Annotated in this window: 7 protein-coding genes; all 7 read right to left on the reverse strand. The window is 69.3% G+C overall.

What is annotated here, in order from left to right; translation table 11 throughout:
* Positions 1 to 1,474: 1,474 nt before the first annotated feature.
* On the reverse strand, positions 1,475 to 1,903 hold the full coding sequence (locus Scani_RS01480) for a hypothetical protein (protein WP_159469196.1): 429 nt from the start codon (positions 1,901 to 1,903) through the stop codon (positions 1,475 to 1,477).
* Between the two features lie 94 nt (positions 1,904 to 1,997).
* Positions 1,998 to 4,013 carry a discoidin domain-containing protein gene (locus Scani_RS01485; RefSeq protein ID WP_159469198.1) on the reverse strand — a complete coding sequence of 672 codons (2,016 nt, stop codon included), beginning with the start codon at positions 4,011 to 4,013 and terminating at the stop codon, positions 1,998 to 2,000.
* 37 nt (positions 4,014 to 4,050) lie between these two features.
* Positions 4,051 to 8,118, reverse strand: coding sequence for a discoidin domain-containing protein (locus tag Scani_RS01490; RefSeq protein WP_159469200.1), 4,068 nt, complete (start codon positions 8,116 to 8,118; stop codon positions 4,051 to 4,053).
* Positions 8,111 to 10,390 (reverse strand): hypothetical protein, encoded by a 2,280-nt coding sequence (locus tag Scani_RS01495; RefSeq protein WP_159469202.1) that lies wholly within the window; start codon positions 10,388 to 10,390, stop codon positions 8,111 to 8,113. Before Scani_RS01495 ends, Scani_RS01490 begins: the two co-directional genes overlap by 8 nt.
* Positions 10,391 to 10,404: 14 nt before the next feature.
* The gene (locus Scani_RS01500; protein WP_159469204.1) at positions 10,405 to 15,129 is read right to left on the reverse strand and encodes a DUF6603 domain-containing protein; all 4,725 of its coding nucleotides are present in this window, start codon (positions 15,127 to 15,129) and stop codon (positions 10,405 to 10,407) included.
* A gap of 378 nt (positions 15,130 to 15,507) precedes the next feature.
* Positions 15,508 to 15,669: a hypothetical protein gene (locus Scani_RS01505; protein ID WP_159469206.1), complete on the reverse strand. Its 162-nt coding sequence runs from the start codon at positions 15,667 to 15,669 to the stop codon at positions 15,508 to 15,510.
* A 151-nt stretch (positions 15,670 to 15,820) separates the two neighbouring features.
* Entirely contained in the window at positions 15,821 to 17,149 is a 1,329-nt protein-coding gene (locus Scani_RS01510; RefSeq protein ID WP_159469208.1) for a class I SAM-dependent RNA methyltransferase, read from the reverse strand.
* Positions 17,150 to 17,321 lie beyond the last annotated feature (172 nt).

Below are 17,321 nucleotides of genomic sequence, written 5' to 3' on the forward strand. Positions count from 1 at the left end.
CGTTTCCAACCTTACCAGATCCGTTTCCGTCTCCGGCCCCCTGTTGGAGCGGGGTGGCCGTCCGGCTTTCGCTTTCCGGCCTTTCCGACTCTATCAGACTCGATTTCGTTCCGTTGCCGGTCCGAATTCGTTTCCGAATCCCCGTCGGAGGGGGTTCCGCCGTGGTGCGGCTATTTGCGCTGCCGCGCCTTTCGGCGTGATCACTACTTTAGCGGAATTCCTCGTTGACGCATAATCACGTCGCGGTCGAATTTCGGCATGCCGAAATTGTTCCCGGTGAGGGGCCGTGCAGTAGTGGTGTGCCGCGAAGCGGCGGGATGGCTGCCCGGTTCCTGTCGGCTCCGTGGCAACTCGAAGAACTTACACGATCCTATGAGTGCAGCGCGACTTGGGGGTACGTCCGCGGTGGTTCGAGCCGTCCCGGACCGCCAGGTCGCCGGCCCCACCTGGTCACTGGGGCACCCGTAAGGCAGGCGTGTCCCGCTGATCTGGCCCGGGTCGGCACACCCGCAAGGGTGGGCCGCATGCGAGGAGAGGGACCGTGCGGACGCTTGAGCGTTGGTGCTCTCCTCCCGCTCCGCCGGAGGTTTCGCCGCTGTCGAGGAGCTACGCCGAGCGCCGCCGGTGCGGCAGCGGCCAACAGCGCCTCGATCATCTCGGGCCCCGTCGGACGAGCTGGAGCGGGCAGACGAGGACACCGCCTGAGACGCCACAAGAGCCGTTCCCTATAGGACCGGAGGGCTCCCCAGCCCATGCACCACACCTCCAATACCGAAGGTGCCGGCGCCTGGGTGCCTGACACCGGAGTGCCAGGCGCCGAGGGCTGCTCCGTGCGCCCCACCGGCCCGTGGAACTACGCCGAACCACGACTTACGGCGCACTCACCATGGGGAAGGCTCACCCCGGGGACGGCTGTTGACGGCGCGCTGCCGGGTTCCAGCGAAGCCAGACCCCGGGAAGCGAACCATCCGCCCTGCCTGACATGCACCATCAGCGAGGGGACGAACCATTACAACGAACGTCGAATGAGCGCGTCGAATGAGCGTCATTCCAGCGTCAGGGTTGGCCCGTAACGCCCGCACCGCACCTAACGTGCACGGGAAACCCGCAGGTCAGGCGCCCTTGGCTGCCTTCTCCAGCACCACAACGCACTCCACATGATGCGTCATCGGGAAGAGGTCACTGGGCGCATGGTCGGGAGAACGTGCAGGTCAGGCGGGGTTTTCCTGCCCCGGAGGCAAGCTGCCAGGCGGCCGGAGCGTCAAACGAGCGTCACGCGCGCGGGGGTCGCCGACCGCGTAACACGGAAGGCGTTCTCGGGCAGGTCGGCAGCCGAGGCCAGGCCACGCGAAGGGCCTGGCCACGGGTGCGTACGCCGGGGCTGCGTCGGCAAACCACCGGACCCGGCGATCCTCAGTCGGCGCGTGACCCGGTAGGGCGCATAGCGCAACCCATCGGGCGTCCAACGACACGGTCAAGGGAGGTACATCTCCAACCCGTCGACGTAGTAGACCTCCACGGTCGCGGTGCCATGACGGAACTGCTCGACCAGCGCCCCGTTCTTGTCGCCGCGCTTCCAGGCCGACTCGGCGGCGGTGCTCAGCTGCCGCAGGCCGAGGCCCACGCTGTCGGGCCTGACCAGCAGGTCGGCCCAGCCGGCGCCCCGCAAGTACGCTTCCAGCGCCGCGCCCACGCTGAACTTGCACTCCAGATACCGGTGGGGCGGCAATCCGGCGCGGCTGCCTATCGGCTTGCCGGCGAGCGCGTCTGACAGGACCTTGCGCGACGCCGCGGTCCACCCCACATCGGCGTGCTCGGCTTTGGCGGACCAGGTCGCGCCCTTCTGTCGGGCCAGGTTCAAGTCCGAGGTGGTTATGGAGCGGAGGATGAAGTGCCCTGCCATGTACGGCTCCTACTGAAGAGTTGGAGTAACCATGCGATCAGGTCCTGCTGGCAGCCGCTGACGCTGCTGGCCCGGGGCGGTCCGACCGGGGCGCTCACTGGCCGAAGGTGAACAGCCTCACTTTGAAGTTGGCGGATACCCCGCCTTCAACATCGCGGTATACCGTCCACCCCCCCTTAACTGGAAGAGAAATCTCTTCCCATGCCTCGAGTTTCACTTTGATAACTTCATTACCGCCTGCGTCCTTCAGTGTGACGTAGACTTTCCGCCCGGAATCGTTCTCGCCCACGAAAATCCCGTCGGCCTTTACCTTGTAATTGACATAGGGGGCTGACCATGTGCCCTTGTTCTCAATCTTGCCCGAGATCAACCCGTCAATCTTTCCTACCTTGATCGTGCCGTTCGAGAAGTCGATGGGAGGGTCTTGAGTCTCACCAGACTGCTTCACCGGGCCCCGCAGTTCTCTGACCCTCAGCACCTTGGTCGGCTCCGTGATCGTGGCATGCCCCTTCGCCAAGAGGTTCCCACGAACTTCGAATTCCTTCTCGGCAGTAAGAGGGCTCTTGATCGTCACAGCCTCGTTCTCTTGGAGTCCCCCGATCTGTGCGGTTCGGAGGCCATACCCTCTGGTCACGGTCAGGCCGCCGCCAGCGGTAAGCGTCTTGTCTGTGTCGACGGCGACGTTATCGCGGACCGTGATGGACTTCGTACCATCGGTAGCGTTGATCCAGTTCGCCTTCAGGGTGTGGTCAGAGTGGACGGTGATGTCACCAGTTGTGAGGCTATGTTCCTTCGCCACTGTGACGTCATCCTCAAATCTCACCTTTCCTTTGACAACGAGGTCGCCGACGATCGTTACGGGGGTATTGAAATCCGCACGGCTGGGGGTGATGACGGCTCCGCGCGGGAGAGTGGCGATGTCGAAGGACCGGATCGCGATGCGCCAGGTTTGCTCGGCGGTCATTTTCAGGCGCAGGTAGCGGGCCTTACGGCTGGTGGTGCCCTCGTACGTCTCCTGCCCGTTGGGGATGCTGGTGTATTTGCTCCAGGCGTTGCCGTCCGTCGAATACTCCAGGTCACAAGCCGGGAGCCTGTACTGCCCGGTTTCGATGCCGAAGAGGAAGCGGACCCGGGTGATGTCGCGTTCGCTGCCGAGGTCGACCCGCACCCAGTCGTTCGCCTTTGGCTGGTCCGCGCTCCACCAGTAGGTGTTCGGGTCGCCGTCGGTCATGGCGGATGGGAGGTGCCGGGTACCGTTCTCGCCGGTGCTTGTGCTGAAACCGAGGTTGGTGGTGGCGGTACCGGGGCCGTTGCCAATGTCGAGGGTGCAGTTGACCGTCAGGTCGCGGGTGGTGAGGTCCTGGGGGGCCACCGTGACGGTGGTGGTCAGGGTATGGGTCAGCGGCTTGCCGCCACTGGTCGTGACCAGGGCTTGCAGCATAAAACCGGTGGTCTGGTGAAGCGGTGGCGAGGTCCAGCTCTCTCCGCTGACGGTCTCGCTCTCACGGTCCCAGAACATGGTGTATTTCGTGCGGTTGTCGCCGCCGCCCGACTGCCAGGTCAGGTCGACGGTCGCGCCGTTTTCGACCAGGAGCGGGGTAGGCGTCAGGTTACGCAGGTAGAAGCCAGGCGGAAGCTTGAACACCGGGTCGAGGGTGATGGGTTTGGTCCCGGACGTAGTTACCTCGGTGAGCCCGATCCGGACCTCGCCCTCCACCCGGTTCACGGTGAAGCCGGCGACCCGCAGCGTGATCTGCTTCCCCTTGGGAAGGGTGATAGGCGCCATCTTGGGCTTCAACTGTACGGCCAATACAGCGCCGTTGTTCTCCAGCGTCTTCGTGGGGGCGGACCAGTTCGACGCGCCCTCGCCCACGGGCACGGCGTCGACGCCATCGGGGCCGCTCAGCTCCGCCAGGTCGTTCTCCCCGGCCCCGATGGGGATCCGGAAGGTGATGCTGTTGCAGGCGACGTCCGCCGTCTCGGCGGTCACGGTGAAGATCAGTGTGCTGGGGGGAGCCGAGGTCGGTGTGGACACAGTCAGTGGATCGGGATCGGTGTCCACCCGGTAGCTCAGCAGGGTGTCGGCGGAGCGGGTCTGCACGGCGGCCATCTCGACGGGTTCTCCTCGGCGTTGGGCGTGGGCGGGGTCAGTCGTGGCGGGGGCGTAGCTGGAGGTAGCCCGCGCGGGCCGTGGGCACGGCGTCGTCCAGGTAGGCGGACCGGTCGGCGGGCAGGAGAGGCAGGCGGGCCCAGTCGGGGACGCCCGTGTCCCGGGCGTGGGGTTCGGCCCAGGTCCAGTCGCCGAACCAGGCGGCGGGGCGGGGCATGACGAGCCCGTTGTCGCCGACGTCGGTGGTGGCGGTGAAGGAGCGAATGGCGATGGGCGCCGTGGTGGGTGCGGTGAACCGGATCCGGATGCGGGCGGCGGTCACCGGCGGTGCGGGGTTGTAGTGAATCTCCGTACCGGCCGGGTAAGTGGCCCGTTCCGTCCAGCCTGCGGTCTCGGTGAAGGTCTCCAGCGTGCAGGCGGGCAAGGAGTGGCCGCCGGTGGTGTCGCCGGGGTAGATGTCGACCCGGGTGACCTCGACTTCGGCATGTTCGGCGCCGGCTAGGTCGATTTCGATCCAGTCTCCGGCCGCGGCGGGCTGCTCGCTGAGGTAGTGGCTGCCCAGGTTGCCATCGAGAAGGTGGGCGAGGTGGTGCCCAGATGCTTCGCCCAGAGCCGGGGAGGCAGCGGCGGTTTGGTCGCCTGCCCGGGTGGGGGCGAGCAGGGGGTCGAGCCGGAAGGACGCCTCGATCCTGGCCAGGGCCCGCTGGACGAGGTCGGCGTTCAGGGCGAGTTCGGCCACCGGGAGGATGTCGGTGGTGGCGTGGATCGCGGCGTGCGGGTCGGCGAGCAGGGTGAGGTGGTGGACGACCGGTGGCGCGTCGCTGGGCGTGGCGGGCAGGGCCAGGTCGGTCCCGTTGGTGACCGGGGTCAGGTAGGGATGGGTCGCTAGGTCCTTGGCGACGACGCTGAGCGGTGAATAGTCCGTTGCGCCGCCCGGGCCTTGGAGGCTCGCGTAGTAGCCGATCAGGCCGTCCGTCAGCAGCTCGGGCGAGCCGAGCCGGACCGGCCACCGGTAGCTGAGGTACTCCGCACGTCCGCTCGGGTCGAGGATCTTCCCCCAGGCGGGGCTGGACAACGGCGGCCCCTGGAGCTGGACTTCGAGCTCGGCGCGGATGAGGGCGACGGGGCGCCCGATGAGACGGGCCGGGCTGCGGTCGGTCTCGGGCGACTCATCGCTGATCGACTGGAAGGTCTGGTCGATGGTGTGCACCAACGCCTCGAAGGCGCCGGGGGCGTCGGCATGGTCAAGCAGCGCGGTCAGCATCTCGGACAGTTGCGGGAAGTCGTCCCGGAAGCCCTGGTCCGAGGGGCGCCGGTAGGCGGCGTGCGGGAGCATCGTCCAGGCGAGCCGGGCGCCCTCGCCGACGACGCGCAGTTCGCCGAGCGGGGCGCCGTCGGGCGCGTACACCAGTAGCGTCCGGTCGAGGTGGTTGAGCATCAGCCAGCCGACGACGGGTGTCTGCTCGGGGTCACCGGCCGGGGGCAGTCCCGGATAGGCGATGCCGTCCTTGGACCGTACGGGCTCCAGGCGCACCCGGGCGGGTTGCATCAGCCGGGGCGGGAGCTGGATGAAGCGCCAGTCGTCGTTGGGCTTGGGCAGCTCCGGCGTGGTGTACAGCGGTTTGGTGGGGTCGGGGCGGACGCTGCGGGCCTTCAGCGGTCGCGGCTGCATGGAGGCCGGATCGCTGCTGTTGAGGGCCATGAAGTCGAAGGTGCGGCCGAAGCGGTCGATCATCAGGAGCTTGTTGAAGGAGAACTGCCCGGCTCGCACGGGCTGGAAGCGGTTCTGGTCCGGCTGATTCGGGGGGCCTGGTTGCGGCACCTGCAACGGGTCGCCGAAGAGTGCGGGGTCGGCGTCCTCCTTCGAGGGCGTGAGCCGTGCGGTGCCGTCCTGTTCGAGCAGCCAGTCGTTGAAGCCGTCCAGGGTCTGGGAGAGCACGTCGAGTTCGGCGTAGTAGTCGAGGAGTCCGGCCAGGCCCTGTGTCTCGGCCGGAGAGAAGGTGTTCAGGTAGCGCTTGGCCTGTTCCTTCAGCACATAGGCGGTGGTGGGGGCGAGGAAGGAGCGGCCCTGGAACCGTGGCCACAGGTGCTCGTCTCCGCCCAGGGAGAGCGCGTTGGTCCCGTTCCATGAGTACGTCGTGCCGTCGAAGGTCCAGTTGTCGGTGGTGTCGGTGCGGAAGGGTGTGGCGCAGTACTTGATGTCCCACTGGAGGTACATCGGGGTCCAGGGCTGCTCCCACATGCCGGTGTACTCGGGCAGCGCGCCGGTGACGGTGGACTCGGGATCGCCCAGGGCGACTTCGAGCGCGGTGACGTCGGGGCCCGCGAGCGTCCAGGCCGCCTTGTCGAGCAGCGCGAACTCGGCGATGAGGGTCGCGCACACCGGGGGGAGATTGACGAGGTTCGGCTTGGGCGCGGCGGGGTCGGGACTGGTCGGGGCGCCGTTGATCTTGATGGATTCGAGCAGGACGGACGGCAGTCGGCAGGGCAGCGGGTCCTCGGTGTCCCGGCCGAGCGGCTGGCTGGCGCCGCTGCCCTCGATGACGACGACCGGGTCGGCCGGGCTGTGGTACGGGTCGCGAGCGACGCGCTTGAGCTGGAGCTCTTGGGGCAGTTCGCGGGCGAGCGCGTATGCCACGATGCGTTCCTCGAGCTCTTCCGGCGTGTTGCCGACAGGCAGACCGGGCGTGTTGCCTTCGCCCTCACGCAGCGTGGCGAGGCGGTCGAGGTCCACCTTGACCTGCGCGGCGAGCGTACCGGCGATACCGGGGGTGAGCTGCCGCTGTGCCTCGTCGTCGAACCCGCCCGGGTGGGCGCCGTTGCCGTCGACGGGCAGGTTCTTCAGCCACCACACGTCCCACAGCCGGGCCCGGGTGCGAGCGAGCCGGTCGGCGGTCTCGTCGTACTCGGCCTGGTCGAGGTTGAGTTCGTCCAGCCAGTCGGGGATCTCCGGTACCTGATCCGACGCGTCATGGTCATGGGCGGGGTCGGGGACGATCTGCCACAGGTGGCCGCCCTCGCTCCCCGCGTACCAGGCACGCCGGGTGGCCTCGTCCAGTTCGACGGCGCCGTCCGGCAGTCCATAGGTCTCGATGGTGCCGTTGAACAGGGCCTTGACCAGCTCGCCGGAGTCTTCCGAGCGGGTATGACGGCTGACGAGCTGGGCCGCCGCGTCCGCGGTGCTGTGGCCGACGGCGAGCTTCACCTTGTCGTTGGTCGGCTTGCGCGACCTCGGGGCGGGGTCCTTGTACCGCCACGGGACGTGCAACGCGGTGCCGTAATAGCGCGAGTCCGTGAGCCCGGAGGTGTCGCCGGGCGCGGACCAGCCGAGCGCGCGCAGCACGGCTTCCATGCTGGTGTCGGGCTGGTCCAGGTTGCCGGGTTGCGGCGGCAGCAGGCCGGGGATGTCGCGGGCCCGCTGGAGAATGTCCGCGCCGGGGTCGGCGTACCAGCCGATGACGGCGTAACTCAGGTCGTTGTCGGGGGCGTAGTGGTACCCGCTGCCCTGCTGGAGGTCCTTGAGGGTGTCATGGAAGCAGAAAACGTCCATGTGGTAGCTGGCGAACGCGGCGAAGGCCGGCAGGCCCGGGCCCACCGCGGTCAGGAACGGCTCACGCCGGGCGGGCTCGGTCCATGGGTCGGTGACCGTCAGCTCGTGGTGGCGTCCGATGGTGTCCTGGTGCGGGTCCACGGTCTGCCCGTCCGGGCTGCGGTCGGTGAGGTACCAGCTGTTGCCCTCGGTCCAGTCGTGGCCGTAGTCACTGACCGGCAGGTAGTCGCTGTGCACCACCCAGCCCTTTGCCTGCCGGGCACCGTCCCGGTTGTAGTAGCGCACCATCAGCCAGCGGTTGGGCACCAGGGGGAAGGTGGTCTCTCCGGTGATCGCGTCATAGTGGCCTCGGGCCAGCGCCTCGGGGAGCTCCCACTGGATGTGGACGCCGTCGAGATCCGTCACTTCCCGGTGGAACGGCGGCTCGGGGCTCTTCGCCTCGTTCAGCATGATGCTGAAGTCCGGCGTCCAGCGGTTGAATTCGTGTTCGCCGAGTTGCTGAGTGACCACCAGGGTGTGCAGACGCACCGGGACGATCAGGTCGGTGTCAGGCATTGCGGCCTCCGGCTGCGGGCACCAGCTTCTGCTCAAGCGGCGCGTTGATCATTTCCAGGGCGAACTCGCTGGGGCTCAGCCGGGTGTTGTTGCCGTCCCTGCCGAACTGTCGCGACAGCGCGGGGACGAGGCCGGGGTCACCGTCGAGCAGGTTCAGCACGTGGTGCGTTCCGGGGCGCAGGTGACGGGAGAAAACCGTGCCGGAGTCGGTCGGCCAGTCGACGTGCTGAGGAGCGCCGAGTTCGGCGTCCTCTCCGGCCACGAGGTGGCGCAGCGCGAGCTTGCCGCCCGAGGTGGTGCCGAAGTGGATGCCTTCGCCGGGTTCGCGGATGACGATCTCGTCGGGGACGTTGTCGAAGAGCAGGAGCAGGACGTCGGGGGCCGGGTGGTCGCGGCGCAGTTCGGCCAGTGTCTCGCTGTCGCGCTTGGCGATGAGGTCGAACTCTGGCCAGGCGGGGACGAGCGCGGAGCGCAGCAGCAGCCCGGCTTCCGGGGGTGTGCTCATGGTGCGGGCCGCGACCGCGGCCTGGAGAGTGTCGTCGAGTTGCCGGTCGAGGGAGGTGTGCAGGCCGATGCTGCGGGCGCCGTTGCGTAGCGCCTCCAGCCAGTGCGGGTCGATCCGGAACAGCCGCAGCGACTCCGGTGGCAGCATGCGCGGGTCGGGGACGAGGTAGCCGAAGGGGATGCCGTGCAGCCGGTCGAGGCGTTCCATCCAGGCGGGTAGGCCGGCGGTGTGCTGTTCGGCGGTCCGCGTCAGGGCTGTTCGCTGGGCGGTCATGCCGAGCAGCAGGCGCCGGTCGGCGCGGTTGCGGCGCGCCGGAGGCGGTGGTGGCGGCGGCTCCTCCTGCAGCAGGTCGTGCTGCGGGGTGGCCAGGGCGCGGCGGATGTCGCCGCTGCGATGGGCGAGGGTGCGCAGCCAGTCGAGGTTGGGGCGCAGCTGGGTCTCGGGATCGGCGGCCGTGCGGCCCGGCGCCGGGGTGGCGAGGCGGGCGCGCGAGGGATCGGCGGCGATGGCCATCAACCCGACGGCCTGGTTGGAGAGTTGGCGGCGGGCGCGGACCAGGTCGGCGCTGTAGTCGGGGTCGGCGAGGGCGAGGGTGCGGCCCAGTGTCCAGGCGGAGGCGTAGCTGACGTCGAAGACCCCGTACTCCTTGTCGTAGATCAGGGCGTGGTCGGCGGTGGTCCGGGTTTCCGGGTCGGGGTCGTAACCCTCGGGGAGCGGCTGGGCGGTGACGGCGGTGCACGGGCCGCGGTACCAGGCGTAGCTGAGTTCGCCGGAGAGCAGGCGCTGGGGTACGGGGACGTAGCCGCGCGCGAGCCGGTCGCGGACGTACCGCTCGTGCGCGTCGCGGGCCTCGCTCTGCGGGGCTGGTTCCAGCCGCAGGGCCAGGCGCTCGGCGTTGCCGGGGTCGCCGAGGCTGCGGGCGACGAGCTGTTTGAGCAGGCACTCCGGGTCGAGCTCCGCGGTGTGGTCGTTGGTGAACGACCACGACCACAGGGCGGCGAGGCGAAGGTGCGTGGCCCCGCTGTCGAAACTGCCGTCGAGCGCTTCGTCGTGGCCTTCGAGGGAGACGAGGTGGACGCTGCGCGGGCCGACGCGGTCGCGGGCGAAACGGCTGCCGGTGACGACGGCGAACGAGCCCTCGGTCAGCTTCTCGCCGCCCGCACGGTCGGGGGTCGGGGGGTGGACGTCGCGCACGTGGGTCAGGTAGGGCAGTTCGTCCTTGCGCGGCATGAGGGCGCGGAAGAGTGCCACGGGGACGTCGATGGTGCGACAGGTCGACTCGGCGGTCCTTGGGTCGAGATCGCCGAGGCGGATGCCGGGCGGCTGGACGGTCGGTTCGTCCGGAACGCACAGTTTGGTGACGGGGCGTGAGGTGGCGAGGCCGACGGCCTCGGGGTCGTCCGACAGCTCCCCTTCCTCGAACACCAGCAGAGCCATCCACGGCGTGACGGCGCCGTCCCTCGCCCAGTGCAGATCGCGCTCCCAGGGCAGCACCGAGCGGGTCAGCGTGATGTGCGGCAGGACGGTGCGATAGTCGCCGCTGGAGCCGGGCGGCGGGTAGACCGCCTGCACGGACGCCTCGTCGAGCACGAACTGGGCGGCCCGCACCTCGAATCGCGCCTCGGCCGTGGGGAGCGGTGCGCTGGTGGTGATGTCCTCTGCGCCCTTGAGGAGCTTGTGCTCGGCGTGGATGGTGTAGGTGCCGGCCTGGATGCCGGGGGCCAGGTGGTCGTAGAAGGTGACGTCGAGATCGGGTCCGGTGGCCACGAAAGGCCCCCTCTCTAGCGGGCGTTGGTGGTCAGGGGACGGGAGACGAGGTAGTCGCGGGCGTCGTCGGCGTACTGCCGCAGGGACGCCCCGGCGGCTCCGGGGGCCAGCCCGAGCCGGTGCAGGGCTCCGTAGGCGGCGGCGCGGTTGTCCTTGGTGGCCGCGTCGATGCCTTCGGCGATCGTCTCGATGCTGTCGACGGTGTCGATGAGCGGGACCGGGCCCTGCGGGTCACCGTTCCGCAGCGGGGTATGGCCGTGCGGCGTGACGGGGGTGATGCTGAGCGCCTTGGAGGTGACCGGGCCGAGCTCGCCCGCGCTGTCGGCCTCGGGGACGGCGAGGCGCAGGCCGCAGAGCTGCCCCGCGAGCAGGTCGGGGCCGTCGAGGGCCTGGTCGGGGCGGTCAAGCGGGGTTCCCCACAGGGCGGTTGGGGCATCCCGTCGCAGGATCTCGATGTCGAAGTCGCGGTAGTGGGTGCTGGTGCCCTTGCGGACGGTGATCCGGAACTCGGAGGTGATGCTCTCCCGTTCCCGCATCGGCCGGATGCTGATCCTGTCGTCCGGCGACCCGGCCGACTCGTACGGCTCGTCATTGAGGTAGATCTGTGTGGCGGGGATGACCGTCTCGACCGCGGCAGCGAACCCGGCGGCGGCGATGAGCGCAGGGGCCTGTTCCGCGCGGCGCGCGGCGAGTTCGCCCGGGTCGACATCGGCAAGCAGCCCGCCGAGCGGGGTGATGCTCAGCGGCTCGGGCAGCTGTTCGCGGACCTCCGGCCACTTCGCGGCGTCGAGCGGCTTGCGCTTGGCGCCGATATCGAAGCTGAACGAGATGAACCAGACCTTGACCGTGGCCCGGCCGCCGAGCGGCGGCATCCACAACGACAGGTCGATGCCGACCTCGATGGACACCCGGACCTTGACGAACCACACCTTGATGGTGAACGCGACGCCGATGCTGATGCCGAGGTCGGCTTCCAGAGAGAAGGGGCGCCACTGGACCAGTATGTCGATGTAGGCGGTGAACCAGGCGGACAGCAGCCCCGAGGCGTACGTCGCGGCGAGCCGGCCACCGACCATGAACGCGTTGGGCGTGAGCGCGGTATAGACCTCCGCCTTGACCATGATCTTGCTGTCAGGGGCCCAGACGAAGCCGAGCCGCGCCGGGACCGGGTAATGGTCCGGCACCCGGAACCTGGGGTGGTAACCGCCGGCGGTGATGACGAAGTCACCCGCATGCGGACCCGCCGTCCAGATGTACACGGCGATGCCGCCGGTGAGCTGGACCGCCGGGTCGTAGACGAAGGAGCCTGGGCCGACCACTGCGTCCAGCGAGAGCAGCCCCTGGGATCGCACATAGGCCAGCTTGAGATCGATGTTGAGGCGGGCGTGGGTGTAGGGGGCGCCCTTGGGGAAGGTGATCGAGGTGCGGCCGAGCAGCATCACCTTCAGGTCGTCGCCGAACTCCACGAGGGCGAGCGCCCGGGCGGCGATGAACTGGAACGACGTGAACTGCACGCCGATCGCGCCCCAGTAGCGCCCTTCGGCGGGCCGCACCCAGTCGTTCAGCCGCTCCAGCATCTGCGCCGGTCCGGTCCCGTCCGGGCCGGCGCCCAACCGGTTGACCAGCGGGAACTCGTCGAGCTGCGTGATCTCCGGGACGCGCACCGTGCTGTTGACGCCGAAGCCGCCGGACAGGCCGGTGACGGTGAACGCGGGCGGGCCGAACAGCGCCCCGCCGTCCCGCGCGGCGATCTCGCCGAAGAGGAAGACCGAGGACCAGCCGTCGACGCTGCGGGCGTAACTGCCCGCAGCCTCCATGGCGAAGAACCCGGTCTCCACCGCGATCGCACCGGTGATGTAGACGGCGTACTTCTCGTCGTCGCGGACCACCAGGGCCCCGGTGACCTTCAGCGGGGGCACGTCGATGCGCAGCCCGGCACCCTGGAGCACGGGGGTGAGCCGGTAGTCCTTGTCGAGGCCGAGGCCCAGGCCGACCGTATCCAGCTGGACAGGGCCCAGGGAGAGGGTGGCATCGAACGCGACGAACAGCACATCGCGCCGGTAGCCGAGGCCGACCTTGCGGATCCGGACCGGGCCGAAGACCCGGCCGACGTCCTGCGAGGACCGTTCCCGGTCCTCGTACGACCGGATCCGCTCGCGCCCGAGGACCACGCCATCCACCGGTGCGGGGGTACCGAGAGCGAGGGCGCTGCCAGGCCGGGAGTCCAGGCGAAGCACCAGCGGCGGCAACTCCTCATCGCCTACGTACAGCAACGCCCAGATCAGCACGCCGGGTTGGAGGGGTTCGTCCAGCAGCCGGGGCAGGCTCGGCCGGGCGACGGCGGCCGGTACGGCGAGCGCACGGGCTTCCCCCTCGCCGCCGTCTCCGCCGCTCCCGCTGCCGTCGCCGATGATGCCCGCGATCTCGTCGAGTTCGTCATTGACCCTTTCGACCTGCCCCTGCGGCCAGGCAGCGGAGGCATAGCCGAACTGAACACCGGTCAATGCGATGTCGTTGTCCAGGGTGATGCATTCACCCACCAACGGCAGTTGTGAGGCACGCGCCTCAACGGCCGCGCGAACCGCCATCGCATAACGGCGCCGCTTGGGGGCTGTGTTGTCGACCGGCTGCGAGGCGAGCATCCAGCCGCAGCGCTCGGTGCGGGCCGCCAGCAGGAGCAGGTCGTCGTCGAGGTCGAGGTGGAGGCCGACCTCATACACCTTCGGGGTGAGCATCGGGGGCAGCTCGGGCAGGGCGAGCCCGAGCGCACCGGCCAAGTCCTGAGCGGTCACGCCCGAGGCGTGCTGCCAGACCGCGGTGAGCCTCTTGGGCCACGGCGGGCCCGGTACGTCACCCGGCAGCTTGAACACCAGCCTGCTGTCCCCGACCGTCAGGACGACATCGGGCAGGATCGGCCGCAACCGACGCTCACCCAGGTCGAGTTCAAAGCCGAGCCCGGTCAGCTCGATATGGGCATCGCCGAGGTCGAAGTCCGGGTCGAAGGTGAGACTCAGCACCCAGTCGGGAAGCCAGTCCAGGCCGACCCTGGGGATGCTCCAGTCGCCGAACCGCAAGGGCGGCAGCAGGTCCCGCCACGAGGTGCCCCCACCTCCCCCTCCCCCGCCAGTCGGCCAGGGCAGGCTCCAGTCCAGGCGCGACGGGGCCGAGGGAAAGGTCCAGCCGAGGCCGAGCGAGAGACCGGCCAGCGGATTGCCCGGCAGCCTCGGCCACTCCACTGCGCCGACCAGGTCGGAGATCCACCCGTTCAGCAGGTCGAGTTGCGGCGCCGTGGGCCAGTCGGGCCCGCCGAACAACCCGAAGGCGCTCAGGTCGATCCCCTTGTCGGAGAAGAACTCGCCGAGGAACGGAAGGTCCCCCAGGGTGGCCTGCAGACGGGGGAAGCCGATCAGGCCCAGCTTCGACCACCGGTCCGAGCCCAGCGGCAGACCCGCGAACACCAGCCGCAGCCAGTCCGACGCCCCGCTGAACGCGATGGCTCCGCTGCTCAGGTCAAGCCGGAGCCCCAGGGACGGCACGGTGGGGAAGATGTCCGGCAGCTCCGGTAGCTCCAGGCCGAGCAGGGCGGCGAGGTCCGGCAGGGTGAGCGGGGATCCGTCCCGCCACCAGCCGGTCAGCTCCCTGGGCTGCGGCAGGCCGGGGAAGCCGGGGAGGTCCATCTCCACGCGCGGGATGTCGAACCGCAGCACACGGCCTCCGCCCAGCTGGAGGGAGAGTGCGGGTAGCCGCCGCACGATGTCGACCGGGCCGACGTCCGGGAGCGCGAAGTCGAAGCCGAGATCCGGGAGTTCGATCCGAAGCCAACCGAGGTCGATGTCAACATCGAACAAGGAGCCGAGGCGGCCACCGCCGCCCGATCCGCCTCCAGACGACCAACCCAGGCCGAATTTCGACACCGTGAACCGCCCGAGCCTGATCGCAGGGAAGTCCTGCCAGGACACCTCCGGCACAAGCCGAACGAGCCACACGCGCGGACCACCACCGGGCAGGACATAGGCCGCGCCGACCCACAGCCCCGCCCCTAGTGCACGGTCCTCCGGAAGCAGCGGCCAAAAGGTCCCGCCGCCGTCCACCGCTTCGGCCACCGCCGTGTTGATCAACGTGGCTTGCTCGGCGGTGACCTCACCGGGGGCCGCGATCAGTTCGACGCCCTGGACGCCGACCTCGTCGCCGCCGGGGATCTCCGCACCAATGTGGGGCAGGTCGGACAGGTGGACGTCACTGTCCTTGACCCCGACCAGGCACACCAGCCCGTCACCCGCCCGGGGGCCGGCGAACACGATCCGCACATGCTCCGTCTCCGCCGTGATGACCACCCTGCCGAGCGCCAGGCTGTCGTACTGAGCCGTCACCCGCCGGATCCCAGGGACGAATGCGCGCGGTGCTCCCGTCAGGTCCAGCCCCCAGGCGTCCGCCATCGCGACCACGTCGAGCGTTTCGCCCTCGGCCGCGTCGTGCCGCGCGGTCAGCCCGGTCACGTACTGGTTCGCCGCATCCGCCGCAAAGCGCAACGTCACCACCACCTCGGGCCCGCCCAGCACCGCGACGGTCCCGAGGACGGTGAGCTCCTCCGCACGCACCTCCGTGGTACGCAGAGCGAGTAACTCGCCGTTGCCCACGAGCTGGTAGAGCTCGGGGAACGGAAACTCATCCAACCTCAGAACGAACTCGCCGCCCGGCTGCGGAAAACGACGCTTGAGGTCTTCGACGGACACAGGCATGGAGTCCCCCTCGTGGGCTGCTGGACCGCAAGACGACATGCAGGCCCCGGCCCCCTTGCCCACGGGCTGCACCGGCGATATGGAACTACGGATTACGCACATGCCGCGAGATGGCTTGCGAAATCCAGCCATTCGCCCCAACAGGGGAAATTCTGTGCTACGCGCACTGGGCCTCTGGGGGAGGTCCGGCTCGGAAGGTCATCTCCGGCACTTCACGGAGGGACCTCCAGAAGCCCGGGAACGTGCCCGCCTGGCAAGACGGAGCTCATGGCGCACGGGCCGCGGACTGCGCAGCCGTGCGGCGGCCAGGTCCAGGTCCCAGCGCCCCGTGTGGACCTCCACCGCCCTGCCCAGAGTGCGCGGCCAGGGCGGCGCCGATCAGACCTTCTCGACCATCCGAGCCTGGGCGGCTGTGACCATCCGGATGCCTTCCACATCCGAAATAAGGACGGACACCCGGCCCGGATGTGCCAGGGAAGTCGCGCACAGCATGGTGTCGAGGGCGTACCCCACCTGATGAACCGTGGGAATGAGCGTCACGCGAGCGTCAATATTCCGGAACCGCACCGACGCCACCCATCGGCCTGCCACAAAACCCCAGGTCATCCCCGTCCGACCAGGGCGCCGACCACATGACCTGCTGGATCCGCGAAAACACGTCGAGTTCCCGCAAGGATCCGAAAACCGCAGGTCAGGTGCCTGTCGCCACACGCTCCAGAATCGCCACGCACTCCACGTGCGCGGTCATCGGAAACAGATCGAACGCCCGCATCCTCCGCGGCACATAGCCCACCTCGGCGAAGTACTTGAGGTCGCGGGCGAGGGCGGCCGGGTCGCAGGCGACGTAGGCGATGCGGCGGGGGGTGAGGGAGGCGAGGTGGGTGGTGGTCTTCTTGCCGGCGCCGGCGCGGGGTGGGTCGAGGACGACGAGGTCGACGTCGGTGATGCCGGTGCGGGGGAGGATCGACTCGACCTTGCCGTGTTCGATGCGTACGCGGTCGAGGTCCTGGAGGTTGTGGCGGGCGTCCTCGACCGCGCGCTTGCCCGATTCGATGCCGAGGACCGCGCCCTTGTCGCCGACGCGTTCGGCGAGGGCACCGGCGAAGAGGCCGACGCCGCAGTACAGGTCGAGGGCCATATCGCCCTTCTTGGGCATCAGGCCCTGCATGACGGCCTCGACGAGGAGGTCGGCGGCCTTCGGGTGGACCTGCCAGAAGCCGCCGTTGCCGACCCGCCAGGTGCGGTCGGCGGCGCGCTCGCGGACGAAGGGGCGGCCGTGGACGCGGTGGACCCCGCCGTCCTTCTCGCCGACGCGCAGGACGGAGACCGGCTTGTCGAGTTCGACGATGGGGAGGCGGCCGCCGGGGCGCGGGGTGAGGATGACCTGACGGTCGTGGGAGCCGGTGGCCGCGATCGCCTCGACGCCGGCCATCTGCGGCCACTCACGCTTCTCGATGCCGAGTTCGGAGACTCCCGGGGCGGCGATCATGCAGTGGGTGACCGGCTCGACTTCGTGGGAGCGGTGCTTGCGGAGTCCCGCGTGGCCATCGGCGTCGACCGCGTACTGGACGCGGGTGCGCCAGGCCGGAACCTCGCCCTTGGCGACCTTGTCGCCGGGGGCGGGCTCGACCGTGCCGTCCCAGTGGGCGTCGTCGGGCGACAGTCCGGCCAGCCGTTCCAGCTGTTCGGCGATGACCGAGGCCTTCAGGCGGCGCTGGGCGCCGGGGGCGGCGTGCTGCCAGTCGCAGCCGCCGCACTTGCCGGGGCCGGAGAACGGGCAGGGGGCCTCGACCCGGTCCTTGGAGGGGGTGTGGATCGCGACGGCGTCCGCGCGCAGGAAGCGGGCGCCCTCCTCACCGTCGGTGACGCGGGCGGTGACGCGCTCGCCGGGCAGCGTGTGCCGTACGAAGAGGACCTGGCCCTCGTCGGTGCGGGCGATGCAGTGGCCGCCGTGTGCGACCGGGCCGACCTCGACCTCGTACTCCTCGCCGACCAGCGATTTCTTCGGTTCTTCCTGCATGGCGGGAGGGCTCCTGAGGTGGGTGGTGCGGGGGGCACGTCGAGGCGGTACGGCGGGATGCCGACCGTCAAGTCTACGTCCCACCGTGTCATGCCCCGGCCCTGTGCTGGGACGGGGCATGACACGGTCGGGCGGGGCCGTGCCGGGCCGTCCTGTGCTGGTTGGCGGCCGT

The organism is Streptomyces caniferus (assembly GCF_009811555.1).
Taxonomy (GTDB): domain Bacteria; phylum Actinomycetota; class Actinomycetes; order Streptomycetales; family Streptomycetaceae; genus Streptomyces; species Streptomyces caniferus.